Origin of the sequence: Streptomyces sp. MMCC 100 (genome assembly GCF_041538145.2) — a bacterium.
GTDB lineage: Bacteria > Actinomycetota > Actinomycetes > Streptomycetales > Streptomycetaceae > Streptomyces.
Genome location: NZ_JBGORK020000001.1, coordinates 6,656,530 through 6,681,523 on the forward strand (window position 1 = coordinate 6,656,530; position 24,994 = coordinate 6,681,523).

At 72.6% G+C, this 24,994-nt stretch carries 17 protein-coding genes; 5 read left to right on the top strand and 12 right to left on the bottom strand.

Translation table 11 applies throughout. The annotated features are described in order from the left end of the window. Nucleotides 1–4: 4 nt before the first annotated feature. The 3 genes from ABS735_RS30660 to ABS735_RS30670 form a co-directional block, all read right to left on the bottom strand. Nucleotides 5–685, bottom strand: a complete 681-nt coding sequence (locus ABS735_RS30660) for an AIM24 family protein (RefSeq protein ID WP_052840795.1) — start codon at nucleotides 683–685, stop codon at nucleotides 5–7. 13 nt (nucleotides 686–698) lie between these two features. After that, complete coding sequence (locus ABS735_RS30665; RefSeq protein WP_373902517.1) at nucleotides 699–2,456, bottom strand: TerD family protein; 1,758 nt, start codon at nucleotides 2,454–2,456, stop codon at nucleotides 699–701. A 139-nt stretch (nucleotides 2,457–2,595) separates the two neighbouring features. Beyond that, nucleotides 2,596–3,192 (bottom strand): M48 metallopeptidase family protein, encoded by a 597-nt coding sequence (locus ABS735_RS30670; RefSeq protein WP_373902518.1) that lies wholly within the window; start codon nucleotides 3,190–3,192, stop codon nucleotides 2,596–2,598. Nucleotides 3,193–3,424: 232 nt separating this feature from the next. Between ABS735_RS30670 and ABS735_RS30675 the strand changes: the two genes are divergently transcribed. Together ABS735_RS30675 and ABS735_RS30680 are read left to right on the top strand one after the other, a co-directional pair. Further along, a complete protein-coding gene (locus ABS735_RS30675; RefSeq protein ID WP_373902519.1) occupies nucleotides 3,425–4,639 on the top strand; it encodes a TOMM precursor leader peptide-binding protein in 1,215 nt (404 codons plus the stop codon). Continuing rightward, nucleotides 4,632–6,047: an ABC1 kinase family protein gene (locus ABS735_RS30680; protein WP_373902520.1), complete on the top strand. Its 1,416-nt coding sequence runs from the start codon at nucleotides 4,632–4,634 to the stop codon at nucleotides 6,045–6,047. The genes ABS735_RS30675 and ABS735_RS30680 overlap by 8 nt, the downstream gene beginning before the upstream one ends. Before the next feature lie 106 nt (nucleotides 6,048–6,153). On the opposite strand, the gene ABS735_RS30685 is transcribed toward ABS735_RS30680, so the two are convergent. The 4 genes from ABS735_RS30685 to ABS735_RS30700 form a co-directional block, all read right to left on the bottom strand. Next, complete coding sequence (locus ABS735_RS30685; protein ID WP_373902521.1) at nucleotides 6,154–6,477, bottom strand: hypothetical protein; 324 nt, start codon at nucleotides 6,475–6,477, stop codon at nucleotides 6,154–6,156. Further along, nucleotides 6,474–6,842 (bottom strand): WhiB family transcriptional regulator, encoded by a 369-nt coding sequence (locus tag ABS735_RS30690; RefSeq protein WP_003973786.1) that lies wholly within the window; start codon nucleotides 6,840–6,842, stop codon nucleotides 6,474–6,476. Before ABS735_RS30690 ends, ABS735_RS30685 begins: the two co-directional genes overlap by 4 nt. Before the next feature lie 175 nt (nucleotides 6,843–7,017). Beyond that, entirely contained in the window at nucleotides 7,018–7,350 is a 333-nt protein-coding gene (locus ABS735_RS30695) for a hypothetical protein (protein ID WP_373902522.1), read from the bottom strand. 164 nt (nucleotides 7,351–7,514) lie between these two features. Next, nucleotides 7,515–9,806 carry an ATP-dependent DNA helicase UvrD2 gene (locus tag ABS735_RS30700; protein WP_373902523.1) on the bottom strand — a complete coding sequence of 764 codons (2,292 nt, stop codon included), beginning with the start codon at nucleotides 9,804–9,806 and terminating at the stop codon, nucleotides 7,515–7,517. 98 nt (nucleotides 9,807–9,904) lie between these two features. Here ABS735_RS30700 and ABS735_RS30705 point away from each other — a divergent pair, with 98 nt between their 5' ends. Then, nucleotides 9,905–10,162 carry a mycoredoxin gene (locus ABS735_RS30705; RefSeq protein WP_373902524.1) on the top strand — a complete coding sequence of 86 codons (258 nt, stop codon included), beginning with the start codon at nucleotides 9,905–9,907 and terminating at the stop codon, nucleotides 10,160–10,162. 100 nt (nucleotides 10,163–10,262) lie between these two features. Continuing rightward, nucleotides 10,263–11,075, top strand: a complete 813-nt coding sequence (locus tag ABS735_RS30710; protein ID WP_373902525.1) for a phosphotransferase — start codon at nucleotides 10,263–10,265, stop codon at nucleotides 11,073–11,075. Nucleotides 11,076–11,409: 334 nt separating this feature from the next. Here the strand turns inward: ABS735_RS30710 and nudC are convergent, their stop codons facing one another. From nudC to ABS735_RS30735, 5 genes are all read right to left on the bottom strand, one after another. Next, nucleotides 11,410–12,354 carry an NAD(+) diphosphatase gene (gene nudC, locus ABS735_RS30715; protein WP_164414690.1) on the bottom strand — a complete coding sequence of 315 codons (945 nt, stop codon included), beginning with the start codon at nucleotides 12,352–12,354 and terminating at the stop codon, nucleotides 11,410–11,412. A gap of 160 nt (nucleotides 12,355–12,514) precedes the next feature. Next, nucleotides 12,515–13,927, bottom strand: coding sequence for a dipeptidase (locus ABS735_RS30720; RefSeq protein WP_373902526.1), 1,413 nt, complete (start codon nucleotides 13,925–13,927; stop codon nucleotides 12,515–12,517). Between the two features lie 10 nt (nucleotides 13,928–13,937). Beyond that, the gene (locus ABS735_RS30725; protein ID WP_373902527.1) at nucleotides 13,938–17,462 is read right to left on the bottom strand and encodes a UvrD-helicase domain-containing protein; all 3,525 of its coding nucleotides are present in this window, start codon (nucleotides 17,460–17,462) and stop codon (nucleotides 13,938–13,940) included. Nucleotides 17,463–17,667: 205 nt separating this feature from the next. After that, the gene (locus tag ABS735_RS30730) at nucleotides 17,668–21,192 is read right to left on the bottom strand and encodes an ATP-dependent helicase (protein WP_373902528.1); all 3,525 of its coding nucleotides are present in this window, start codon (nucleotides 21,190–21,192) and stop codon (nucleotides 17,668–17,670) included. A 371-nt stretch (nucleotides 21,193–21,563) separates the two neighbouring features. Then, entirely contained in the window at nucleotides 21,564–21,992 is a 429-nt protein-coding gene (locus tag ABS735_RS30735) for an MGMT family protein (RefSeq protein ID WP_373902529.1), read from the bottom strand. Between the two features lie 185 nt (nucleotides 21,993–22,177). On the opposite strand from ABS735_RS30735, the gene ABS735_RS30740 reads away from it, so the two are divergent. Continuing rightward, nucleotides 22,178–24,964 carry a lysylphosphatidylglycerol synthase domain-containing protein gene (locus ABS735_RS30740; RefSeq protein ID WP_373902530.1) on the top strand — a complete coding sequence of 929 codons (2,787 nt, stop codon included), beginning with the start codon at nucleotides 22,178–22,180 and terminating at the stop codon, nucleotides 24,962–24,964. Nucleotides 24,965–24,994 lie beyond the last annotated feature (30 nt).

Consider the following 24,994-nt stretch of genomic DNA (forward strand, 5'->3'; position numbering starts at 1 on the left):
CCCCTCAGCCCCGCACCCGGAGGCGGTCGGTGCTGTCCTCGCTGGGCTGGACGACGACGATGCCCTGACCGGAGAAGGCCATCTGGAAGGCCTCCCCGCTGCCGCGGCCGATCAGCGACTGCGCCTTGAAGCTGCGCTTGCCCTTCACCTTGAGGTTCGGGGACCAGGCGACGAGCGCGTCCGGATCGACGTAGGTCTCGTCCTCGCCACCGCCGCAGTCGACCACGATCGGCTTGCCCCGGGAGGTGAGCGCGACCCAGCCCTGCCCGGAGATCTTGGTGTTCCACAGGCCCTGCCCGGCGAACTTCGCCAGGCCCTTGACCCGCTCCACGCCCCACGTCAGGTGGGCGTCGAAGGCGAGCAGGTTGGTGGCGTTGACGGAGATCCCGTCGCCGTTGAGGTTGATGACGACGACGTTGGCGCCGTAGTCGGCGAGGTAGAGCAGTCCGTCGCCGGAGCACTTCATCAGGGGCGCGCCCTCGCCGGTCATCCAGTCCTTGGCGATCTGCCGGACGGCCGGCGGGTTGGGCTCGTACTGGACGAAGCCCTCGTAGGCGACCATCGACCCCACGCGCGCGAGGAGGTCGTTTCCGGTCTGCATGGCGACCTTCAGCATGTGGTTGCCGTGGTTCTCCATGCGGGCGCCGACGGGTGCGGGAGCGTAGCCCGCGAGCGGCTGGTTCATGTCGGGCTCTCCCTCAGATCTCGTACGGCTGGACGACGACGAAGCTGCCGGGCGCGGCCCGGAACTGCAGGTTGACGCTCTCGCCCGTGTCGCCCGCGTAGGAGTTGCGGCGCATCCGCACCTGGCTGGAGACGACCACCTGGGCGGCGGCGGACCACGCGACCACGGCGTTGCAGTCGGCGAAGGTCGTGGGCGTGACCGGCAGCACCACGGGCACACCGCGCGTCTTCACGACGATCGTGCCGGTGCCCTGGAACTGCATCGTGAACAGCGCGCCGCCCGGAATGCCGTGCCCCTCGATGCGGCGGACCTCGTACTGGAGGCTCTCGTCGAAGGCCAGGACGTTCTCCGCGGAGACGCACACGGCGTCGCCCTGGAGCTCGATCGGGTGCAGCATCGCGGAGTTCTCCGCGAGGAACACCTGTCCCTTGCCGGTGCAGCGCATGAGCTGCATCTCCTGGCCGGTCGCGTTGCCCACGACCCGGCCGGCGAATCCGGCGCCCTTGTAGCTGAAGTCGACCTTGCCCTGGTAGAGCACCATGCTGCCCTGCCGGGCGAGCACGGGCTGGCCTTCGGCGCCGAGGTCGACGCGCACGAGCTTCTTGTTCTGCTGCGTCCAGCGCTGCCCGGTCGCGGTCTCCCGGAACTGCTGGAGCGCCGCGGTCACACCGGCGCCCTGTGGTGCACCCTGGGGCATGCCCTGCGGTGCGCCCTGGGGAGCCTGCTGGCCGTAGCCGGGAGGTGGCGTCGGCTGGCCCGGCTGGCCGTAGCCCGCGGGCGGGGCGGGCTGCCCGTAGCCGGGAGGCGCGGGCGGCTGGCCGTAGCCGGGCGGCGGGGCCGGTGCCTGGGGGGCCTGCGGCTGGCCGTAGCCGGGCGGCGGCGGCGCGGTCTGGCCGGGGACCTGACCGTACGGCGGCTGCTGACCGGGCTGGCCCGGGTGGCCGTACGGCGCGGGCGGCGGGGCGGGGGGCGGCACGGGGGCGCCGCCGGGCGGCGTGTTCATGGGCGCGACGATGGTCTGCGCGGCGTGCACGTCCGGCCCGGGCGCCGGGGCGGGAGCCGGTGGCGGCGTGGCGGCGGGCGGCGGGGCGAAGCCCTGCTGGGCGGGCTGCGGCGCGGGGGCCGGTGCGGAGGCGGCGGGCGCGCCGAAGGCCGGCGGCGCCGAGGCCTGGGCGGGCGGGGCGAAGCCCGGGGCGGCGCCGGACTGCGGCTGCTGGGCCTGCTGCGGGGCGGGCGCCTCGTCCTCGGCCACCTCGCCGCCGAAGTTCCTCAGCAGCGCGTCGAGACCGCCGTCGAAGCCCTGCCCGACGGCGGCGAACCGCCACACGTCCTTCAGATAGAAGTCGCCCAGCATCACGGCGCGCTCGGTGGAGAACTCCGAACCGCTGAACGGGTACCGGGCCACCTCCTCGCCACCTGCGACGATCCGGATGTACCCGGGGCCGACCTGCGACATCTGTCCCGCGCCGTCGATCGTCGCGGTGAAAGAGAGCTTCTGGATCTGCTGCGGGACCCTGTCGAGGGTGACCCGGAAGGACTCCGTGTCACCTGCCTGCGCACCCAGGAGCTGGATGGACTCCTCGGGAGTCTTCGGTTGGTTGAAGAACACGAAGTACCGGTCGTCCGACAAGCGCTCGTCGGCGTCGAGGCCGAAGCAGCTGATGTCGAAGCTCAGCCCGGGGCCGGAGATCTGCACGCCTACGTACAGATCCGTGCCCGCGGTGAGGTCACTGATCCTGGCCTTGTGGCCGCGTTGAAATTCCCTGGCCATGCGTTACGACCGTCCCCCATCCGAATGTGAGTGCGTCGCGACAGGCTAACGGCAAACACCGACACCGGAGGAAGTCGGTACAGACCCGGTACGAAACCCGTGCGGGGCCGTGGCGGGGCGCCCGCCCGGGTCGCGCGCGCTACTCGCTGCGGGCGCCGGGTACGTGCGGCAGCCGGTCCGCGGCGACCACGCCCTCCAGGTAGCCCCTGGCGCGCTCGGTCCGCGGATAGGCCTCCAGGAGCCGCCAGAACCGGGGCCCGTGCCCGGGAACCAGCAGGTGCGCCAGTTCGTGCAGGAGGACGTAGTCGACGACGTACTCGGGCATGCCCTGGAGGCGGTGCGACAGCCGGATGCTTCCCTCGGACGGGGTACACGAGCCCCAGCGGGTGTTCTGGTTGGTGACCCAGCGGACCGAGGCGGGCCGGGCCCGGCCCTCGAAGTACTGCCCCGACAGACGCTCCGCGCGCTCGGCCAGCTCGGCGTCGCCGAGGACGCGTTTGCTCTCCTGGGCGGCCAGCTTGTCCAGCATGACGCTCACCCAGCGTTGCTCCTCGGCCTCGGACATCCGGGCGGGGATCAGCACGACGGTGCGGTCGCCCTCGCGGTACGCGGATACCGTCCGGCGGCGCCGGGCGCTCCTGCGCACCTCGATCGCGCTCGTACCCGAGCCGCTCGGCGGCGGATTCGTCGGTGTGCGCGGGGGTGCCCCGGCGCGGTGCAGTGGGTCGGCGGACACGCCACGACGTTACCCGCTGCACACGGGGAAGTCCCGGCTCCGGGACGCTTCGGCGCCGATCCGCCACTCGTCCTGGGAGATGTGCGGCTGATTCGTACGACGAATACCCACCACCTGTGGACAACTTTCGACGCCCCTCCGCGTATCCGGGCATGCTGGCACTCGCCGGCGGATTCGCGACCGCCCGCGGGGCCGCATACACGGACACTGGAAGACAAACGGGGGACCTGGCATGCATCCGATGGTGAAGCCCGCGCTCAGGCGCGGCTGGCGCGATCTGAACACCGTGCAGTTCGGGATGACACCGGCGCACGCGCTGACGTTGGCGCCGGTCGACACCGCGACGGGCAGCTTCCTCGACCTGCTCAACGGCACCCGTGGTCCGGCGCTCCTGCGCGAGGCGGGGCAGCGCATGGACCTGCCGGACGGGCATGTGGACCGAGTGGTGGAGCGGCTGGCGCGGGCCGGTCTCCTCGACGACTCCCGCGGCGGCGGGCCGGCCGCCGACGCCCTGCGGGAGAAGAAGGAGGTCCTCGACCGGCTCCGCCCCGACCTGGCCTCGCTGTCCCTGACCACCTCCGAACCGGGCGACGCGATGAGACACCTGGCCGCCCGACGCGCTCTGCGGGTGGGCGTGAGGGGTGCCGGACGGGTGGGCGCGGTGCTGGCCGGCCTGTTGGCGGGCTCGGGCGTCGGCGAGATCGACGTGCGCGACGGCGGACGCGTCGAGCCGTGGGACGTCGCTCCGGGCGGCCTGCCCGCCGAGTCGATCGGCGACCGCCGGGACGAGGCGGCCCGCCGTGTCGTCCGCCGGGCCGCCCCCGACCGGCCGCCGCGCCGAGGCCCGACGACGCCGCACGAGGAGGCCGCCCCGGGCTTCTCCCTGGTGATCGTCGCCCCGCGCGACGACGTCGCGGTGCACACGCCCGACCCCGCCGCCGCGGAATCCCTCATGGCCTCCGGCACGCCCCACCTGTATGCCGGTGTCGTGGAGGGGACCGGTGTCGTCGGCCCCCTGGTGCTGCCCGGCGAGACGGGGTGCGCCGGCTGCCTGCACGCCGACCGCACCGACCGGGACCCGGCCTGGCCGCGGCTGGTGGCACAGTGGCGCTCCGGCCGGCAGCGCCGGGTGCCGCCCTGCGACCTCACTCTCGCGACGACCGTCGCCGGGCTCGCGGCGGCTCACGCACTCGCCTTCCTGGACGGCCGGACGCCCTCGAGCACGGATGCGCGCTGGGAGGTCTCGCTGCCCGGTCTGCGCTGGCACGCGCGGCCGGTCCGGGCACACCCCGCGTGCCCCTGCGGGGCGGCCGGAAAAGGTAAGCAGGAACACATCCCCGAGGACGGGGGGTGGCGCGCGACAATGGCTGGGCAAGGGCCGTCAGCGGAAGTACGCCACGAGGCGGAACCGGCGCGGCCGGCTGGGACTTGGAGGGCGCATGTCTGATCTTCCGCGCAAGGCGGTCACCCGGACCGCCAAGCTCGCCGCGCTCCCGCTCGGCTTTGCCGGGCGGGCCACCTGGGGGCTGGGCAAGCGAATCGTGGGCGAGTCCGCGGAGATCGTCGGCCAGCAGCTGCAGCAGCGCACCGCGGACCAGCTGTTCAAGGTGCTGGGCGAGCTCAAGGGCGGGGCGATGAAGTTCGGGCAGGCCCTGTCCGTCTTCGAGTCGGCGCTGCCCGAGGAGGTCGCCGGCCCCTATCGGGCGGCGCTGACCAAACTGCAGGAGGCTGCGCCGCCGATGCCGACGCGCACGGTGCACGCCGTGCTCACGGAGCGGCTCGGAGGGGACTGGCAGGACCTGTTCCTGGAGTTCGAGGACAAGCCTGCCGCGGCCGCGTCGATCGGTCAGGTGCACCGGGGGGTGTGGCACGACGGCCGCGAGGTGGCGGTCAAGGTGCAGTACCCGGGCGCCGGCGAGGCGCTGCTGTCCGACCTGAACCAGCTCAGCCGCTTCGCCCGCCTGCTCGGCCCGCTGGTCCCCGGCATGGACATCAAACCGCTGATCACAGAGTTGAAGGACCGGGTCTCGGAGGAGCTGGACTACGACCTGGAGGCCGAGGCACAGCGGACGCACGCCGAGGTGTTCGCCGACGACCCGGACATCGTGGTGCCGGACGTCGTCCATCAGTGCGAACAGGTGCTGATCACCGAGTGGATCGACGGCATCCCGATGTCCGAGATCATCTCGAACGGCACGCAGGAGCAGCGGGACCGGGCCGGCCAGTTGCTGGCCCACTTCCTCTTCTCCGGTCCGGCGCGCACCGGTCTTCTGCACGCCGACCCGCACCCGGGCAACTTCCGTCTGCTGCCCGGCGGGCCGGAGGGCGAGGACGACTGGCGTCTGGGTGTCCTGGACTTCGGCACGGTCGACCGCCTCCCGGGCGGCCTGCCCGAGCCCATCGGCGAGGCCCTGCGCATGACGCTGGACGGCGAGGCGGAGGCCGTCTACGAGATGCTCTGCGCGGAGGGCTTCGTCAAGGAATCGATAGAGCTGGACCCCGGCGCCGTTCTCGACTACCTCCTGCCGATCATCGAGCCGGCCAGGGTCGACGCGTTCACGTTCACCCGCGGCTGGATGCGGAGCCAGGCGGCCCGCATCGGCGATCCCCGTTCCCCCGCGTACCAGCTGGCCAAGCAGCTCAACCTGCCGCCGGCGTACCTGCTGATCCACCGCGTGACCCTGAGCACCATCGGTGTGCTGTGCCAGCTGGGGGCCACCGTTCGGCTGCGCGACGAGCTGGAGGAGTGGCTGGTGGGCTTCCTCGCCGAGGAGGAGACCGAGCCGGCGGACCAAGACGTCACCGAAGAGGACGAGGACGCCTACGAGGTCGAGGAGACGGCGGCGGAGGCCTGATCGTCCGGAGCCGAACGCGCCGTGGGGGCCGGTCCGTTCGGCCGGACCGGCCCCCACGCGTGGAGCTTCGTCTCCCGCCGGGAGACCACCGCTTCAGGTGTGTCGGTTACTGCATGACCGCCATGGCCAGCGCACGCCGAGCACGCATCGACGCGCGCTCCGCCCGGCGCTGCATCCGGCGAGCGGTCGCCAGGCGCAGCGCCCGGCGTTCCCGCTCGGCCTCATGCAGGCGGTCGTGCATATGCGCACGTGCCAGGGCTTCTGGGATGAGTTGCATTTCACGGGTCCTGTTCTGACGCGAGTCCTTCGCGCCGCTGGTGGTGAAGTCTTCAGGCGCGGTGCCTGCGGTGTCGTGGGTGGACGGCTTCATCGGGGCCTGCTTCTGGGGGTCGTACGTGAGGGGGCGGTCGATCGTGCCTGCGGTGTTCATGCCGAAACCGGGTTCTTGCGCGGGCGACCACGGGGCCGCTTCCGGGCGACGACGACGCCCTGGACGAACAGCTCGCCACCCCAGACGCCCCAGGGCTCACGCCGCTCCTTGGCACCGGCGAGGCAGGCCTCGATCAGCGGGCAGGTGCGGCAGAGGGACTTGGCGTACTCGACGTCCGCCGGCGACTCGGCGAAGAAGACCTCCGGGTCGTAGGAGCGGCAGGGGACGGGCACGCCGAGGTTCTCGATGGCGTCGTCGAGCGCGGTGAGCGCGGTGAGCGGGGTCAAGGTGGAGTCCTCCGTGGAACAGGGCTTGGGGATCGTGTCGGAAGGCGGTACGGACGGGGCGTGCGCTTCGAGTTGCACGGGTGGTCTTCCTCGTCTGGTCGTTCCGGCCGGTTGACCGGGTGGCGGCTTGGTACCGGGTTCTTTTCTTGTCCCGAGGCTCCTTCGTGCCGTCGCCCCCGTTCGGGGACAAACAGAAGGGCCGCGGATCCCGGGTGGGGTTCCGCGGCCCTGAAGGCGCCGGCCTGATCGGCGATCAGGCTGGATCACTCCAGGGTTCTGGCCCACGGAAGGCCCACATCAGGTGGTGCTGCGTCGTCTGCTTCCGGAATCCGGCACCGGTCGCGGTAAAGGCATAGGCCTGCGCCTGTGCCGCTACTGCTGCTTCCAGTGCCTTGGTCGGTCGCTCATTGCGCTCGCGGACGGGAAGGCCCGCGGGGGCAGCGGCGGAGGCAGCCGGACGCACGGCACGAATGCCGGACAGACCGGTGCCCGAGTGGGAAGCGCCGAGGATGCACAGGGAGACGGCCGAGCGATCGGTCATTTTGGCGTTGGAGCTGGCGACGAAGCTGCTGTTGATGCTGATCACTGGACTCGCCTCCTCTCGGCGTCTCGGGGGACTGGGACGAACCAGTCCGCGGATATGCAAGTACAACACGGATTCAGGGCCTTCGGGAAGGCCGCTGTTCCCGTGACCAAGAACCTATGGGGATTCCCGGGGCATGCGCAAACTATTTTTTCGACGAGTTTGTATCAGCCGTCCGCGTCAAGCCCCACTCCCTCCTGGCCTGCGCAGATGGCCAGCACCTCGGCTCCGTAACGGTTGAGCTTGCGTGCCCCGACCCCCGGGATCCGGGCGAGCTCCCGCTCGTCCTCGGGGACGGACTCGGCGATCGCCATCAGCGTCTTGTCGGTGAAGACGCAGAACGCGGGCTGTCCGCTGCGTTCCGCCTGCACCGCCCGCCACTCGCGCAGCCGCTCGTAGACGCCCTCGTCCATGTCGGACGGGCAGCCCTCGCAGCGCATCAGCTTCATCTCACCGGCGTCGGTGAGCGTGCGCCCGCAGACCCGGCAGCGGGCCGGCGTCCGCCGGGTCCGTCTCGGCACGGCGACCGCGGCACCGCCACCGCCGCCTTGGAACCCGCGCTCCACGCCCCCGGTACCGCCGGCGGACGCCCGCCCGCCTGCCGTGCCCGAACCGGGCCGCAGCCCCTTCAGGAAGCGGCTGGGCCTACGGCTCGGCCTACCGCCGGGCGATCGGGCCAGCGCCCAGGAAAGGTGCAGGCGTTCACGCGCACGGGTGACACCGACGTAGAGAAGGCGGCGTTCCTCCTCGATCTGCTCGTCGGTCTTTGCGTAGGTGATCGGCATCATGCCCTCGGCGACGCCGACCAGGAACACGACGTCCCACTCCAGGCCCTTGGCCGAGTGCAGGGAGGCGAGGGTGACGCCCTGCACCGTCGGGGCGTGCTGGGCGCCCGCGCGCTCGTCGAGCTCCACGACGAGGTCGCTCAGCGTGGCTCCCGCCCTGGCGGCAGCGAAGTCCTGGGCGAGGCTGACCAGGGCGGCCAGGGACTCCCAGCGCTCCCGCACGGCACCCGACCCGGCCGGAGGCTCGGTCGTCCAGCCCTCCCCGGACAGCACCGCGCGCACCTGCGAGGGCAGGTCGACGACGTCGTCGAGGAGGGAGTCGTTGCCGCCGAAGCGCGCCGCGGCCCGCAGGGCACTGCCGGCCTTGCGCACCTCGGGCCGGTCGAAGAAGCGCTCCGCGCCCCGCAGCTGGTACGGGACCCCGGCGTCGGCGAGCGCCTGCTCGTACGTCTCCGACTGGGAATTGGTACGGAACAGGACCGCGATCTCGGCGGCCGCAACGCCCGAGTCGATGAGCTCGCGGATGCGGCGGGCCGCGCCCTCGGCTTCGGCCGGTTCGTCGGTGTACTCGGCGTAGACGGGCTCAGGACCCGCGGGACGCTGGGAGACCAGCTCCAGACGGTGGTCGGCGGCCCGGCCCCGGGCCTGGGCGAGCAGGCCGTTGGCGAGGTGGACGACCTGGGGGGTGGAACGGTAGTCGCGGACCAGCTTGACGACGGTGGCACCGGGGTGACGGCCACGGAAGTCGAGCAGGTGGTCGGGGGTTGCTCCCGTGAACGAATAGATCGTCTGACTGGCGTCGCCGACCACGCACAGGTCGTCGCGGTCCCCGAGCCACAGCTCCAGCAGCCGCTGCTGGAGGGGGCTGACGTCCTGGTACTCGTCGACGACGAAGTGCTGGTACTGGGCGCGGACCTGTTCGGCGACGTCGTGCCGGTCCTGGAGGACGGCCACCGTCAGCAGCAGCACGTCCTCGAAGTCGATGACGGAGCGTGCGCGTTTGAGGTCCTCGTAGGCGGCGTACAGCTGCGCGATCTCCGCCGGGTCGCGGGGAGCCTCACGGCCGGCCTTGGCCGCCGCCAGGGCGTAGTCGGCGGGGACCGTCTGGGTCACCTTGGACCACTCGATCTCCGCGGTGGCGTCGCGCAGCTCGCCCCGGTCGAGGCGGATGCGGCAGGCGGCGGCGGCGTCGGCGACGAGCTGGATCTTGCGGTCGACGAGCCTGGGCAGGGAGCCACCGATCGCTTTCGGCCAGAAGTACTGCAGCTGCCGCAGTGCCGCCGAGTGGAAGGTGCGGGCCTGTACACCGGACGCACCGAGCTGGCGCAGCCGACCGCGCATCTCCCCGGCCGCGCGATTGGTGAAGGTGACGGCGAGCACGCTGGAGGGATGGAGGATCCCGGCGCGCACCCCGTAGGCGATGCGGTGCGTGATCGCCCGGGTCTTGCCCGTACCGGCTCCCGCCAGCACGCACACCGGGCCGCGCAGGGCGGTCGCCACCTCGCGCTGCTCGGGGTCGAGCCCTTCGAGCACCGCGTCGGCCGAGTCCGGTACCTGCGGGAAGAGGGTGGAGTGCGTTGCTGCTGTCACACCGCCATGCTGCCAGGTCTCGCGAGACGGGTGAGTCGGTTGTCCACAGGCACGCACCGATAGTCGTACCGATGCGACAGGCATCACGCGACGGGAATGGTGGCGCCGCCGAGGACGTTCCCTTCCTGCGACCTCATCCCCGAGCCGCCGCTTACCCGAGTCGCCGAAGGAGAACGAGAGACATGCCGGGCACTGTGACGATGTACAGCACCACGTGGTGCGGCTACTGCCGTCGGCTGAAGAGCCAGATGGACCGCGAGGGCATCGCGTACACCGAGGTGAACATCGAGCAGGACCCGGAGTCCGCCGCGTTCGTGGAGAAGGCGAATGGCGGAAACCAGACGGTGCCCACTGTTCAGGTAGTTCCCTCCAGTGGTGGCGCCGAGGTCGTGATGACGAACCCGAGCCTTGCCCAGGTGAAGCAGGCGCTGGGCGTCTGATTCGCATGACGCCCACGACCCCCCCGACCGGCCTGGCGCCGGATCGGGGGGTTTTGTGTGCCCAGTCTGTACGAGGCGGCTTGGCGGTAGCGTGATCGACATGACGACCGAGGACGAGGCGGACTGCGAGGCGCTGGTCGGAGGCATGGCGAACGCAGGCGCGGTCTTCCGCCGGGGTGCGTTGGTGGAACGCCCGGCACCGCACAACGCACACGCTCTCCATGCCCACCTCCTCGCGCTGAAAGAGCACGGCTTCGACGCGGCTCCGACTCCCGTGGGTCTGACTGCCAACGGTCGTGAGCAGCTGACCTTCATTCCCGGCGATGTGGCTCTGCCACCGTTCCCGCCCTGGGTGCTGACGACAACCGCTCTCGAATCGGTGGGGATCCTGCTGCGCCGCCTGCATGCGGCCAGCGCGACCATCGCGGTCGACACAGACGTCGAATGGCCCCAGGACCTCGCCGACCCGGAGGGCGGAACGATGTTGTGCCACAACGACGTGTGCCCGGACAACGTCGTCTTCCGCGACGGTCGTGCCGCCGCCTTGATCGATTTCGACCTGGCGGCTCCGGGCCGTCCTCTCTGGGACGTGGCCATGGCCGCCCGCTACTGGGTTCCCATGCTTGATCCGGTATCCGCAGCTGTCCTGTATCCCGCCGGATTGGATGCGCCTGCACGGCTGCGGATCCTCGCCAACAGCTACGGCCTCTCGCCGGAAGAGCGCACCGAATTGCCCGGCGTGATCGAACAAGCCACGCAGGTCTGCCGGGCCTTCGTCGCTCGCCACGTGGCTGGCGGTGACCCTGTCTACCTCCAAGCGCTGGCCGACCGTGGCGGATGGGAGCGCTGGGACCGCATGCAGGCCTGGCTGGCCGACCACCGCGAGACGTTCACTGTCGCGCTGCTGGACTGACGTGCTCGGGCGCTGATCCCCCTCGCACCTGCCGAGGACTACCGGGACCACACCGACGCCGGACACCACCGTGGTCGGCGTCCACCTGCTCCTCCGGGGCTTCGGGGCCGCCAGCCGAGTCGTACTCTCTCCTGCCGCCGCACGCATACGGGTCCTTCCTCCCCCTTCACAGCCCTGCGGCCGAACGGCACCGGACCGCCCGGTCGGCGGCCCGTCTTCCGCATGGTCTCCCTGGCCGCCACAAGCAGCCGGCAGGCCAGGACGCAGTCAGACGCCCCAAGAGGGGGCGGTCCTCCCCCGCAACGGGAGGGCCGCCCCTCTTGTGCTGCCGGGTTCAGAAGGCGCCGCGTGTCGGCAGTGGCTTGCCGTACCAGAGCTCGATGAGGCGCGCCGCGATCGAGATGCCGTAGGGCGGCAGCACCTCGCCGGACTCGAAGGCGGCGCCCAGCTCGTCGCGGGAGAACCAGCGGGCCTCGTGGATCTCGTCGCCGTCGACGTTGATCTCGGTCGAGGTGGCGTGGGCCATGAAGCCCAGCATCAGGCTGGACGGGAAGGGCCACGGCTGACTCGCGACGTACTCGACCGGACCGACGGTGACGCCGACCTCCTCCTGGACCTCGCGGCGCACAGACTGCTCGATGGACTCGCCGGGCTCCACGAAACCGGCGAGGGTCGAGAAGCGGCCCTCGGGCCAGTGCACCTGGCGGCCGAGCAGGATGCGGTCCTCACCGTCCGTGACCGCCATGATCACCGCGGGGTCCGTGCGCGGGTAGTGCTCGGCGCCGCAGGCGGGGCAACGGCGGATGTGGCCGGCCGCGGCGATGACGGTGCGCTCGCCGCAGCGGGAGCAGAACCGGTGCAGGCGCTGCCAGTTCTCCAGGGCGACCGCGTGGGCCATCAGTCCGGCGTCGCGGTCCGACAGGAGCAGGCCGGCCTCGCGCAGGCCCGCCGGGCGCGCGGACTGGTCCATGCGGCCGGGCAGGGAGTCCTTCTGGAGGGCGAAGTAGCTGGTCCCGTCCTCGTCGGTGCCCAGGAAATAGCGGTGCGCCTCGGTGAGCGGGGCCTCGAAGGAGGGGGTCATGACGAGTTCGGTGGCCCCGTCGGGTGTCTCGTCGATGAGGACCTGGCCGCCGGAGACCACGAAGCAGCGCGTCGAGGGGTGGCTCCACGCCGCCGCGAGCCAGGCCTCGTCGAGGCGGTGGTGGGCGGCGCGGTCGATGCCGCTCGGGGCGGTGAGCGAGATGGGACGGTCGGCGGTGTGGTCGGTCCAGGTGGTCACGAGTGCTTCCAACTCCCCCGGTGAGCGGTTCGGTTCGGCAGGCGGGTTCAGCGGTTCGTACGGCGGGTGGTGACCGGGTCCGGGAGGGCTCGGCGGTGCGGGGCGGCCTTTCCAGTGTGCCGCGCGCGATGCCGGTCGGGTCCCGGACCGTGCGCGGCGCTCAAGGCGCGTGACGCCAGTACTCCGCCACGTCGCCCCAGAGGTGGGCGGAGGTTTCGACGCCCTTGAGGAGCAGGTCCAGTTCCACCTTCTCGTCGGGGGCGTGCCAGCCGTCGGACGGGACGGAGATGCCGAGGAACAGCACCGGGGTGCCGAGGACCTCCTGGAGGTCGGCGGCCGGTCCGGAGCCGCCTTCCCGGGTGAAGCGGACCGGTTTGTCGAAGGCCCGGCCCATCGCGCGGACCACGGACTGCAGAGCAGGGTGGTCCAGCGGCGTCAGGCAGGGGCGGGTGGCGGAGCCGAAGGTGATCTCGCAGCGGATGCCCGGAGGCACCTGCTCGGCGGCCCAGGCACGGACGGCCTTCTCCACGTGGTCCGGATCCTGGCCCGCGACGAGGCGGAAGGAGAGCTTCACCATGGCGGACGACGGAACGATCGTCTTGCTGCCGGGGCCCTGGTAGCCGCCGCCGATGCCGTTGACCTCGGCGGTGGGGCGGGCCCAGACGCGCTCCAGGGTGGTGTGTCCGGCTTCGCCGTGGGCGGCGTACGACTTGGCCGTGCGCAGCCACTGCCCCTCGTCGAAGGGCAGCTCGGCGAAGAGCTCGCGTTCGCGGTCGGTGAGTTCGATCACGCCGTCGTAGAAGCCCGGGATCGCCACGCGCGCGTGCTCGTCGTGCAGGGCGGCCACGAGGCGGGCGACGGCGGTGGCCGGGTTGGGGACCGCGCCGCCGAAGGATCCCGAGTGGATGTCCTGGTCGGGGCCGTACAGCCGGATCTCGCACTCGGCGAGCCCGCGCATGCCGGTGCAGACCGTGGGGGTGTCCTCGGACCACATGCCGGTGTCGGAGACGATCACCGCGTCGGCGGCGAGCCGCTCGGCGCGCTCCTCGACGAGGGCGCGGAAGTGCGGGGAGCCGGATTCCTCCTCGCCCTCGATCAGCAGCTTGAGGTTCACCGCGGGGGCGGTGCGGCCGGTGGCGGCGAGGTGGGCGCGGACGCCGAGTGTGTGGAAGAACACCTGCCCCTTGTCGTCGGCCGCCCCGCGCGCGTAGAGACGGTTCTCGCGGACGACGGGCTCGAAGGGCTCGCTGTTCCAGCCGTCCTCGCGTGCTGCGGGCTGTACGTCGTGGTGGCCGTAGACGAGGACCGTCGGTGCCTGCGGGTCCCCGGAGGGCCACTCGGCGAAGACCGCCGGGGCGCCTGGGGTGGGCCAGACCTCGGCGGTCGGGAAGCCGGTCTCCTTCAGTCTGGCGGCGAGCCAGTCGGCGCTGCGGCGCACATCGGTCGCGTGGTCGGGCTGGGCCGACACGGACGGGATGCGCAGCCAGTCGACGAGGTCGTCGAGGAAGGCGGCGCGGTGCTGTTCGATGTACGTGCGGACAGCGCTGACAGCATTGTCAACGGGGTGGCTCATGCTTACGAGCCTATCGGCCCGCGCGGACACTCCGATCGTGCGGTTCGTCACCGACCGGCTCGGCCAGCAGCAGTTTCTCGAGCGCCGCACGGTCCGGCAGTCCCTCGGGCCGTACGACCTCGCCGGTGCGTACGTACAGGAAGGCGGCCGTCACCGAGGCGGGCGGTACGCGCTGCTGCTCGGCCCAGGCGATGCGGTAGAGCGCGAGCTGGAGCGGGTCCGCGGTGGCGGCGCGGTTCGTCTTCCAGTCGACGATCTCGTACGTCGCGGTCGCCCCGTCGCCTTCCTTGTAGACGGCGTCGATGCGGCCGCGTACGACCCGGCCGGCCAGCGAGAGCTGGAAGGGCGCCTCTACGCGGAACGGCGTGCGGCGGGCGTACTCGGTGCGCTCGAAGGCGTCCTTCAGGAACTCCAGGTCCTGTTCGTCGGCGATCTCGGCGTCGCCGCCCGGCAGCTCCTCCGGTTCCAGCAGGGGCAGCGTCAGCGGTTCGAACCGTGCCTCCACCCAGGCGTGGAAACGGGTGCCGCGGCGGGCTGCGGGCTGGGGCGGGCGGGGCATGGGGCGGGCCAGCTCCTGGGCGAAACCGTCCGGGTCGGCGGCCAGACTCAGCAGCTGGGAAGCGGTCAGCGACGCCGGAAGGGGCACCTCGGTGACGCTCTCGCGGGCGCGCAGGAGCTCGCCGGTGAGCGCGTCGAGGTCGCGGTCCCAGGAGGCGACGGTACGGGCCTCTTCCGGGGTGAGGTGCGCGGGGGCGGACCCGGGGGCCGGGGCCGCGCCTGGAGGCTCTTCGGGGGGAGCCGCCTGGTGCGGGACGGTGGGGCTGTCCTGCGGGGCCGCGGGGCCGCTGCGCGGGCGGGTGGGGCCGGCTTCCGGGTCGGTCGGACGGTCAGTGGTCCAGGTGTCCCAGTCGGCGGGGTCCCCGGCCCGGTCGGCGTCCGCTTCGTCCGGTAGCGCCTCGTCGTCGTCGGGGGGCGGCGGCCAGTCCGGGTCGTCGTAGGTGTCGGGGGCGGCGGGAAGGCCTTCCTGCCGGGTGTCGAGGGCGTCCAGGTGGGCGAGGACCGTCTCCGCGGCTGCCCGGCGCCGGGCGAGCGCCTCGTCGTCCAGGGGCAGGGGCCAGACCTCGTCGACGGTCGCCCGGTGCAGGGCCGGGTTCTCCTCGTCCTCGGCCGGTTCGTCCGCCCAGGCCTCGATCTCGCCGTGTCCGGCGGCACAGTGCTCGTAGAGGGCCGTGAGGAAGTCGGACGGTCCGCGGGGTTTCTTCTGGCTGGGCCCCCACCAGTGGCCGGAGCCGAGGAGCAGGGAGCGGGGTCGGGTGAAGGTGACGTAGCCGAGGCGGAGCTCCTCGGTGTGCTGGTGGTCCTTCATGGCCTCCTGGAAGGCCTTCAGGCCACGGGAGTCCCAGGACTCGACGTCGGGCAGGGTGTCGGCGTCGCCGCGCAGGCCGTGCGGCAGCACCTTGCCCTGGGCGGTCCACTTCTCGCGGCCCTGGCCGCTGGGGAAGGTGCCGGTGACGAGGCCGGGTACGGCGACGACGTCCCACTCGAGGCCTTTGGACTTGTGGGCGGTGAGCACCTTGACGGTGTTCTCCCCGCCGGGCAGCGCGTTGTCCAGGCCCTTCTCGTACTGGGCGGCGGTACGCAGGAAGCCGAGGAAGGCCAGGAGGCTGGCCTCGCCGTCGCTCGCGGCGAAGGACGCGGCGACGTCGAGGAAGTTGGACAGGGTCTCGCGGCGGCGGGCGGCCAGGGCGTGCGGGGAGGCCGACAGCTCGACCTCCAGGCCGGTGACGGCGAGGACACGGTGCAGGACGTCCATGAGCGGGTCGGAAAGGGCTCGGCGCAGCTCGCGCAGTTCGGTGGCCAGCCGTGCGAACCGCACGCGGGCGTCCGGTGAGAAGGGGAGCCCGTCGTCGTCCCCGGTGCCGTCCAGCGGCGTCTCCAGGAAGGTGTCGAGGGCGTCCGCGAGCGATATCACCTCGGACGGGTCGACTCCCTCGACGGCCTCGGCGAGCCTCCGGTCGGGGTCGTCGTCGCCCTCCACGCGCGCGTGGCTCACGAGCAGCCGGGCGCGGCGGCCCAGGAGGGCGAGATCGCGCGGGCCGATGCGCCAGCGTGGTCCGGAGAGCAGCCGGACCAGGGAAGCGTTGGCGCCCGGGTCCTGGAGGACTTCGCAGACGGCGACCAGATCGGCCACCTCGGGCAGGTGCAGCAGCCCGGAGAGGCCGACGACCTCCACGGGGACGTCGCGGGCCACCAAGGCGCCCTGGATCTCGGCGAAGTCGGTCGCCGTGCGGCACAGGACGGCGATCTCACCCGGCGCCTTGCCGGTGCGCACGAGGTGGGCGACCGAGTCGGCGATCCAGTCGATCTCCTCGGCGTGGGTGCGCAGCAGGGCGCAGCGGACCGTGCCGTCGCGTTCGGCGCCCGGGGCGGGTCGCAGGGCCTCCACGCCCGCGTGCATGGCGCGCAGGGGCTCGGCGAGGCCGTTGGCGAGGTCGAGGAGGCGGCCGCCGCTGCGGCGGTTCTCGCTGAGCGCCTGCCGGGCCGCGGGCCGCCCGTCCGCGTGGGCGAAGTGTTCGGGGAAGTCGTCGAGGTTGGCGACGGAGGCGCCGCGCCAGCCGTAGATCGCCTGGCAGGGGTCGCCCACGGCGGTCACGGGGTGGCCGGTGCCGCCGCCGAACAATCCCGCCAGGAGGATGCGCTGGGCCACCGAGGTGTCCTGGTACTCGTCGAGCAGCACGACCCGGTACTCGTCGCGCAGGGCGCGGCCCACCTCGGGGAGCCCGGCGAGCTGCGCGGACAGGGCGATCTGGTCGCCGAAGTCGAGCAGGTCCTGCCGGCGTTTGGCGGCCCGGTAGCGGATCACCAGGTCGGCCAGTTCGCGGCGGGCGGCGGCCGCTTCGGGGACCTTGCGCAGGTCGGCGTTGCTGAGCCGGACGCCCTCCAGGGTGCCCAGGAGGCCGGCGTCCCAGGTGCGCAGGTCCTCGGGGCGTACGAGGTGCTCGGCGAGTTCGGCGTCGAGGGCGAGGAGGTCGCTGACCAGGTCGGCGAAGGACCGGGTGAGCGCCGGATAGGGGCCGGGGGCCTCGCGCAGGACCCGCGCGGCGAGCTGGTAGCGGGTGGCGTCGGCGAGCAGTCGGGAGGTCGGCTCCAGCCCGAGGCGCAGGCCGTGGTCGGTCAGGAGGCGGCCCGCGAAGGAGTGGTACGTCGAGATCGCGGGCTCGCCCGGCGGGTGGTCCGGGTCGATCGCGTCCGGGTCGGTCACGCCCGCTCTGATCAGGGCCTTGCGGACGCGTTCGGCGAGTTCGCCGGCCGCTTTGTTGGTGAAGGTGAGGCCGAGGACCTGTTCCGGGGCGACCTGGCCGGTGCCGACCAGCCACACCACGCGTGCCGCCATCACCGTCGTCTTGCCCGATCCGGCTCCGGCCACGATCACCTGCGGGGCGGGCGGCGCGACGATGCAGGCCGTCTGCTCGGGGGTGAAGGGGATGCCGAGGAGCTCCTTGAGCTGCTCGGGATCGGTGATGTGGGCGGGCACGTCAGAGAGGCTAGCGGCGGTCACTGACAGCGGGTGCCGGATGTCCTCAGGGGCCGGGGGAAGCGCAGGTCAGCCGGGGTGGTGCGACTTGTCACACCGGTGACACCGGCCACTCGGCTTCTGTGGGCTCTGTGGGTTCTGTGGGCTCGGTGGCTTCCGCTCGCTCGGAAGCCCCGGCGCGCCGCACACCGGCTGGTCCCGTCGCTCACTCCACGACGTGCCGGCCCTCGGGCCGCGCGCTGCACGACGCACGGAAGGCGCAGTGGGTGCAGTGCTGGCCCGTGGTCGGGGTGAACCGTTCGTCGAGGACCTTGCCGGCGGCCGTGGCCAGCAGGTCGCCGACCCACTCGCCCTCCGGCCCCTCCTGCGACTCCTGCGCCTGGACCTTGGGCAGGGTCTCCCCGCCGTCCCGCTTGGGCGCGCCCTGGCGCAGGTGGACGAGTTCGGCGCCGCCCGGTTCGGGGCGCACGCCGTCGAAGGCCTCGTCGACGGCGCCCTCGCGGACGGCGAGCTGGTACACGGCGAGCTGCGGGTGGCGGGCCACCTCCGCGGACGTGGGCGCCTGCTTGCCGGTCTTGAAGTCCACGACGTAGGCGCGGCCGTCGCCGTCGGCCTCCACCCGGTCCATCTGGCCGCGGATGCGGACCTCGTAGTCGCCCGCCTCCAGGGTCACGTCGAAGTCGTGCTCGCTCGCCACCGGGGTGCGCCCGACGCGGTCCATGACGTGCCACTTCAGGAAGCGTTCGAGCGCCACGCGCGCGTTGGCCTTCTCCTGCGCCGACTTCCACGGCGCGTCGAAGGCGAGCGCGTTCCACACCGAGTCCAGGCGCTCCATGAGGACGGAGAGGTCGGCCGGTGTGTGTCCGGAGGCCACCTCGTCGGCGAGCACGTGCACCACGTTGCCGAAGCCCTGGGCCGTGGTCGCCGGCGCGTCGGCCTTCACCTCACGGCCGAGGAACCACTGCAGGGCGCAGGTGTTGGCCAACTGGTCCAGGGCGCTGCCGGAGAGCGTGACGGGCTGGTCGCGGTCGCGCAGCGGCACCTTGCTCTCGGTCGGGTCCCACATGCCCCACCACCGGTAGGGGTGGGCGGAGGGCACCAGGGGCCGGCCGTCCTCGTCGGTCAGGGCGGCGAGGCGGGCCAGGCGGCGCGCGGCGGCCTCCCTCAGGGGTGCGGAGACACGGGGGTCGACGGTGGTGGCGCGCAGTTCGGCGACGAGCGCCGCGACGGCGAGGGGGCGGCGCGGACGGCCGGTGACGTCGGCGGGTTCGACGCCGAGTTCGGTCAGGAACCGGGAAGGCTGGTCCCCGTCGTCGGCCGGTGCCTTCACCGCGGTGACGACGAGCCGTTCACGCGCGCGGGTGGCGGCCACGTAGAACAGGCGGCGCTCCTCGGCGAGCAGGGCCCCGGGGGTGAGGGGTTCGGCGAGTCCGTCGCGGCCGATCCGGTCGGCCTCCAGCAGGGAGCCGCGGCGGCGCAGGTCCGGCCACAGGCCCTCCTGGACGCCGGCGACGACGACCAGCCGCCACTCCAGCCCCTTGGCGCGGTGCGCGGTCATCAGGCGGACGGCGTCGGGGCGTACGGCACGCCGCGTGAGGGTGTCGGCGGCGATGTCCTCGGCATCGATCTGCTCCAGGAAGTTCAGGGCGCCCCGGCCGCCGGTGCGCTCCTCCGCGCGGGCGGCCGTCGCGAACAGTGCGCACACGGCGTCCAGGTCGCGGTCGGCGTTGCGTCCGGCCGCGCCGCCGCGCCGGGCGGAGCGTTCCAGACGGGTGGGCCACGGCGTGCCGTCCCACAGGTCCCACAGCGCTTCCTCGGCGCTGCCGCCTCCCGCCAGGCGCTCACGTGCCTTGCGCAGCAGCGCGCCGAGTCGCTGTGCGCCGCGCGCGTACGCGGGGTCGTGCACGGCGAGCCGCTCCGGCTCGGCCAGCGCCCAAGCGAGGAGTTCGTCCGAGGGCGGCGGCAACGGGTTGCCGGCGGCGCGCTGCTCGTCGCGCAGGGCGCGGCCGAGTCGGCGCAGGTCCGCGGCGTCCATGCCGGCGAGGGGCGAGGTGAGCAGGGTGAGGGCGGTCTCGGTGGGGAGCCAGCACGGATCGTACGCGCGGGGCGCGCGTTCACCGCGCGGGGGCTTTGCCTCCGTGTCGGCGTCGGTGTCGGTGTCGGTGTCGGTGTCGGGTACGGATTCGTCCTTGGCGGCCGCGTCGGGGGCCGCATCGGCGTCGGTCGCTCGCGGCGCGTCGTCGGCATCGGTCCTGCGCGGCGCGTCCTCGGCATCGGTCGTGCGCGGCACGTCCTCGGCTTCGGTCGCGCGCGGCGCGTCGTCGGCGCGCTCCGCGGGCGCGGTTTCGCCGATGTCACGCGTGCCGGTGGCCGTGTCGGGCAGCGGTTCCCCCGCCGTGTCCGCGCCCGCCCCGGGCTGCTCCCCCGCGCCCGTCTCCGCCTCCGCCACGGCTCGCAGTGCCGTCAGCAGGGGTGCCACCGCGGGTTCGTGGCGCAGCGGGAGGTCGTCGCCGTCGATGTCGAGGGGGACGCCGGCCGCGGTGAGGGCGCGGCGGAGCGTGGGGATGGTGCGTGAGCCGGCGCGCACCAGGACGGCCATGTCGCCCCACGGAACGCCGTCCTCCAAGTGCGCCCTGCGCAGGATGTCGGCGATGTTGTCCAGTTCGGTGCCGGAGGTCGGGTACGTGTACGCCTCGACGCGCCCGCCGTCCCGTACCGGGGTCAGCTCGCGGTGGGCGCGGACCTTGTCGGCGGGAAGGCGGGTCAGCGGCATGCGCTGGGTCAGCAGCCGGGTGGCAGCCAGCAGGGCAGCCCCGGACCGGCGTGAGGTCCGCAGGACCGCGACCGGCGCCGGACGGCCGTCCGCGCGCGGGAAGGCGGCCGGAAAGTCCAGGATGCCGTTCACATCGGCGCCCCGGAAGGCGTAGATCGACTGGTCGGGGTCACCGAAGGCGACGAGGGTGCGCCCGCCGCCCGCCAGGGCGTGCAGCAGCCGTACCTGGGCCGGGTCGGTGTCCTGGTACTCGTCGACGTACACCGCGTCGTACTGGGCGGTCAGGTGCGCGGCGACCTCGGGACGGCGGGCGAGGAGCACCGCGCGGTGGACCAGTTCCGCGTAGTCGAGCACGCCCTGGAGGTCGAGCACGTCGAGGTACTCGGCGAGGAAGACGGCGGCGGCGCGCCAGTCGGGGCGGCCGATGCGCCGGGCGAAGGCCCCGAGCGCGTCCGGGCCCAGCCCCAGTTCCCGGCTGCGGGCGAGCACCGCGCGGACCTCGTCGGCGAAGCCGCGGGTGGTCAGGCAGGCGCGCAGCTCGTCGGGCCAGCGCACATGGGCGAGCCCGAGCCGTTCCAGGTCCACCTGCCCGGCGAGCAGCTCGCGCACGGTCACATCCTGCTCCGGGCCGGACAGCAGCCGCAGGGGCTCCACGAACAGGTCGCTGTCCTGGTGGGCGCGGACCAGGGCGTAGCCGAAGGAGTGAAAGGTCGTCGCCCGAGGGGCACGCGCGGCGCCGATGCGCAGTGCCATCCGGTCGCGCAGCTCGACGGCCGCCTTGCGGCTGAAGGTCAGCACCAGGATGCGCTCGGGGTCGCCGCCCTGTGCGATCCGGTCCGCCACCGACTCGACCAGTGTGGTGGTCTTGCCGGTGCCCGGCCCCGCCAGGACGAGCAGCGGTCCGGCCCGGTGGTCAACCACGGCACGCTGTGCGGCGTCCAGACGAGGGGGGTCCATGCGTGCCGGCGGGGTACGCACCAGTCGGTAAGCGCCACGGCTCCCCCGCCGCACCTGGGGGTGCGACGGGTGTCCGCTGGAGGAAGAGGAGCTCACGTGGTTCGCCGGTCCTGGTGGGTGTGCTGGTGGGCCGTCCGCGCCGCGGGTGGGGCGGTGGCCACGGGATGAGGGGGACGCGTGCGGCCGACGCTACGCCGACGGAAGAGGCGGAAGCAGCGCTTCCCCTTCTTCCCTCGCGTCCATCGCGTCACTCACGGCACGAACGATCCCTGCCCCACGAACGTACGCCATGCCACGGACATGCCCGAACTGTCCGGTTTACCTCGTACGGATCACAGGTCACACATCGACAGGTCGCATGGCGGAAGCTGTCAGGTGTGACCCTGTGCGCGTCCGCTGCCGCCCTGCGCACGTCCGCCGTGTCCTTGTGCGCTTTGGCCGCCGTCCCACCGCGCCCGCTTCAGGTCGAGGCGCGGCAGGTGGCCCTCGGCGGCTCTGCTCGCCTCCTTCAGGGGCGTGCCCTCTTCGCGGTAGCGGTCGATCGCCTCCAGCTCGTGCCCCGCGAGCAGGGCCCCGTCCGCGCGGACGACACGCCACCAGGGGACGCCTCCCCCGTAGAGGGACATCACGCGGCCGACCTGGCGGGGTCCTCCCTCCTCCAGGTACTCGGCCACGTCTCCGTACGTCATGACGCGGCCGGGCGGGATCAGTTCGGTCACGTCGAGGACCCGCTCGGCGTACTCGGGCAGCGCGTCCGCGTTCTCCGGACGGATGCCGTCCGGAAGGCTCTGCTCGCTCATCCGCCCCATCCTGCCGCACCCCGCCGACAACGCGGGGCACTCCCGAGGGCCCGCGTCCCTCGCCCGGAAGCGGCGCTTCGGGCAGACTGTGCGGCCCGCACGGGCACCCTGATGCCTGCCGAGGCCGACGCGGCATGCCACCATCGTGCGGGCGGTGACCAGTGATACGAGAGCAAGAAGAGGCGATGAAGCAGCAGGGTGTGCACCCCGAGGACGCCGAGGGCACCTCTGACTCTTCGTCGCGCCCGGACACCGCGGACGCGGGCGGCGGGAAGACCGGCGACCGGACGACCGAGGGCCCGTCGGCGACGGCCGCGGACCCCGACGACGTGGCACACATCGACGAGGTCGAGGGCGACGAACCCCTGCTCCCCGCGCGCGTGCACCGCCCCTCCGACCTGGTGCGCCTCCTGGTGGGCGTGCTCGCCGTCGCCGTGCTCCTCGCCATCGCCGCCTTCGCGCACGGCACCACCTCGGGCCTCGAACAGGACATCAACAAGGGCACGGGACAGGCTCCCGACCTGCTCATCAAGATCGCGGGACTGGCCTCCAGCATCGCGATCCTTCTGGTGCCGGTCGCGTTCGCGATCGAGCGGCTGATCAAACGGGACGGGCTGCGGATCGCCGACGGCGTGCTGGCGGCGGTCCTCGCACACGGGGTGACCCTCGCCACCGACCTGTGGGTCGCCAAGGCCGCTCCCGGCTCGATCCAGGAGGCGCTCACCCAGCCGTCGCCGGGCGACATCCACGCGCTGACCGACCCCGTGCACGGCTACCTCGCACCGGTCATCGCGTACATGACGGCCGTCGGCATGTCCCGCAGACCCCGCTGGCGCGCGGTGCTGTGGATCGTGCTGCTCCTCGACGCCTTCTCGATGCTCGTCACCGGTTACACGACACCCTTCTCGATCATCCTGACCGTCCTCATCGGCTGGACCGTCGCCTACGGCACCCTGTATGCCGTCGGCTCCCCCAACGTGCGCCCCACCGGCCGGACCCTGATGGCGGGCCTGCGGCACGTCGGCTTCCGGCCGGTGACCGCCGCCCGGCAGGAGGCACCGTCGGACAGCGTCGAGACCGGTGACCGCGGCCGCCGCTATTTCGTCACGCTGGAGGACGGCCGGCCGCTCGACGTGACGGTGGTGGACCGGGAGCAGCAGGCGCAGGGCTTCTTCTACCGGGCGTGGCGCAATCTGACGCTGCGCGGCTTCGCCACCCGCAGCAGCCTTCCCTCGCTGCGGCAGGCCCTGGAGCAGGAGGCACTGCTCGCCTACGCGGCCATCGCGGCCGGCGCCAACGCGCCCAAGCTGATCGCCACATCGGAGTTGGGTCCCGACGCCGTGATGCTCGTCTACGAGCACACCGGCGGGCGCTCCCTGGACTCGCTGGCGGACGAGGAGATCACCGACGACCTGCTGCGCGACACCTGGGAGCAGGTACAGGCCCTGCAGTCCCGGCGCATCGCGCACCGCAGGCTGGTGGGCGACGCGATCCTGGTGGATCGTTCCGGCACGGTGATCCTCACCGACCTGCGCATCGGCGAGATCGCCGCCGGCGACCTGCTGCTGCGCATGGACATCTCCCAGCTCCTGGTGACGCTCGGCCTGCGGGTGGGTGCCGAACGCGCGGTCGCGTCGGCGGTGGGTGTGCTCGGCCCCGACACCGTGGCGGACTGCCTGCCCATGCTCCAGCCCATCGCGCTCAGCCGCTCCACGCGCGCGACCCTGCGCAAGCTGGCGCGGGAACGGGCCCAGCGCGAGCGCGAGGCGGTCCTGGAGTCGTCCCGCCAGGCCAAGCTGGCCCGCGCGGAGGCGGCCGGCAGCGACGCCACGAGCCCCGCGTCCGAGAGAACCGACAAGCCGACCCAACCCGAGAAACCGGACAAGCCGGACAAGAAGGCCGTACGTGCCGAGCAGCGGGCCGAGAAGCGGGCCGTGGACGAGGCCATCGAGGAGGCGCGCGAGGAGGACCTGCTCACCCTGATCCGCCACGCGGTGCTGCGCATCAGGCCGCAGGCCCCCGTCGAACCGGCCCGTCTGGAGCGGGTACGGCCACGCACGCTGATCAGCTTCATCGCCGGCGCGATCGGCGCCTACTTCCTGCTGACGCAGCTCACCCACATCGAGTTCGGCCCCTTGATCTCGAACGCCCAGTGGGGCTGGGTGGCCGCGGCCGTGCTGTTCTCGGCGGCGAGTTACGTCGCGGCTGCGATGTCGCTGCTGGGCTTCGTGCCCGAGAGAGTGCCCTTCCTGCGGACCGTGGCCGCGCAGGTCGCCGGGTCGTTCGTGAAGATCGTCGCCCCCGCGGCGGTCGGTGGCGTCGCCCTGAACACCCGCTTCCTGCAACGTGCGGGCGTGCGGCCGGGGCTCGCGGTGGCGAGTGTCGGCGCGTCCCAGCTGTTCGGGCTCGGCTGCCACATCCTGATGCTGCTGTCCTTCGGCTATCTGACCGGCACCGAGAAGACGCCGTCGCTGTCGCCGTCCCGGACGGTCATCGCGGGCCTGCTGACCGTGGCGGTGCTGGTGCTCGTGGTGACGTCCGTGCCGTTCCTGCGCAAATTCGTCGTCACGCGCGTGCGGTCGCTTTTCGCCGGGGTCGTGCCGCGCATGCTGGACGTGCTGCAGCGACCGCAGAAGCTGATCACCGGTATCGGCGGCATGCTGCTGCTCACCGCCTGTTTCGTGATGTGCCTGGACGCCTCGATCCGCGCCTTCGGTGACGAGTCGTCGTCGATCAGTCTGGCGAGCGTCGCGGTCGTCTTCCTCGCGGGCAACGCCCTGGGGTCCGCCGCGCCGACGCCGGGCGGTGTGGGCGCGGTCGAGGCGACACTGACGGTCGGTCTGATCGCCGTCGGCCTCCCCAAGGAGGTCGCCGCGCCCGCGGTCCTGCTCTACCGGCTGCTCACCCTGTGGCTGCCGGTACTGCCGGGCTGGCTGGTCTTCAACCACCTCACGCGCAAAGAGGCGCTGTAACCGGACACGGGTGTGCTCTCCGTACCTCGT

What these genes read in the sequence shown, in the direction of transcription:
- ABS735_RS30735 (WP_373902529.1), bottom strand. Translation starts at nt 21,992, where the DNA reads ATGAGCGAGCAGAGCCTTCCGGACGGCATCCGTCCGGAGAACGCGGAC.
- ABS735_RS30705 (WP_373902524.1), top strand. Translation starts at nt 9,905, where the DNA reads ATGCCGGGCACTGTGACGATGTACAGCACCACGTGGTGCGGCTACTGC.
- ABS735_RS30730 (WP_373902528.1), bottom strand. Translation starts at nt 21,192, where the DNA reads ATGGACCCCCCTCGTCTGGACGCCGCACAGCGTGCCGTGGTTGACCAC.
- ABS735_RS30665 (WP_373902517.1), bottom strand. Translation starts at nt 2,456, where the DNA reads ATGGCCAGGGAATTTCAACGCGGCCACAAGGCCAGGATCAGTGACCTC.
- ABS735_RS30685 (WP_373902521.1), bottom strand. Translation starts at nt 6,477, where the DNA reads ATGAACACCGCAGGCACGATCGACCGCCCCCTCACGTACGACCCCCAG.
- ABS735_RS30700 (WP_373902523.1), bottom strand. Translation starts at nt 9,806, where the DNA reads ATGCCTGTCGCATCGGTACGACTATCGGTGCGTGCCTGTGGACAACCG.
- ABS735_RS30675 (WP_373902519.1), top strand. Translation starts at nt 3,425, where the DNA reads ATGCATCCGATGGTGAAGCCCGCGCTCAGGCGCGGCTGGCGCGATCTG.
- ABS735_RS30740 (WP_373902530.1), top strand. Translation starts at nt 22,178, where the DNA reads ATGAAGCAGCAGGGTGTGCACCCCGAGGACGCCGAGGGCACCTCTGAC.
- ABS735_RS30720 (WP_373902526.1), bottom strand. Translation starts at nt 13,927, where the DNA reads ATGAGCCACCCCGTTGACAATGCTGTCAGCGCTGTCCGCACGTACATC.
- ABS735_RS30680 (WP_373902520.1), top strand. Translation starts at nt 4,632, where the DNA reads ATGTCTGATCTTCCGCGCAAGGCGGTCACCCGGACCGCCAAGCTCGCC.
- ABS735_RS30660 (WP_052840795.1), bottom strand. Translation starts at nt 685, where the DNA reads ATGAACCAGCCGCTCGCGGGCTACGCTCCCGCACCCGTCGGCGCCCGC.
- ABS735_RS30710 (WP_373902525.1), top strand. Translation starts at nt 10,263, where the DNA reads ATGACGACCGAGGACGAGGCGGACTGCGAGGCGCTGGTCGGAGGCATG.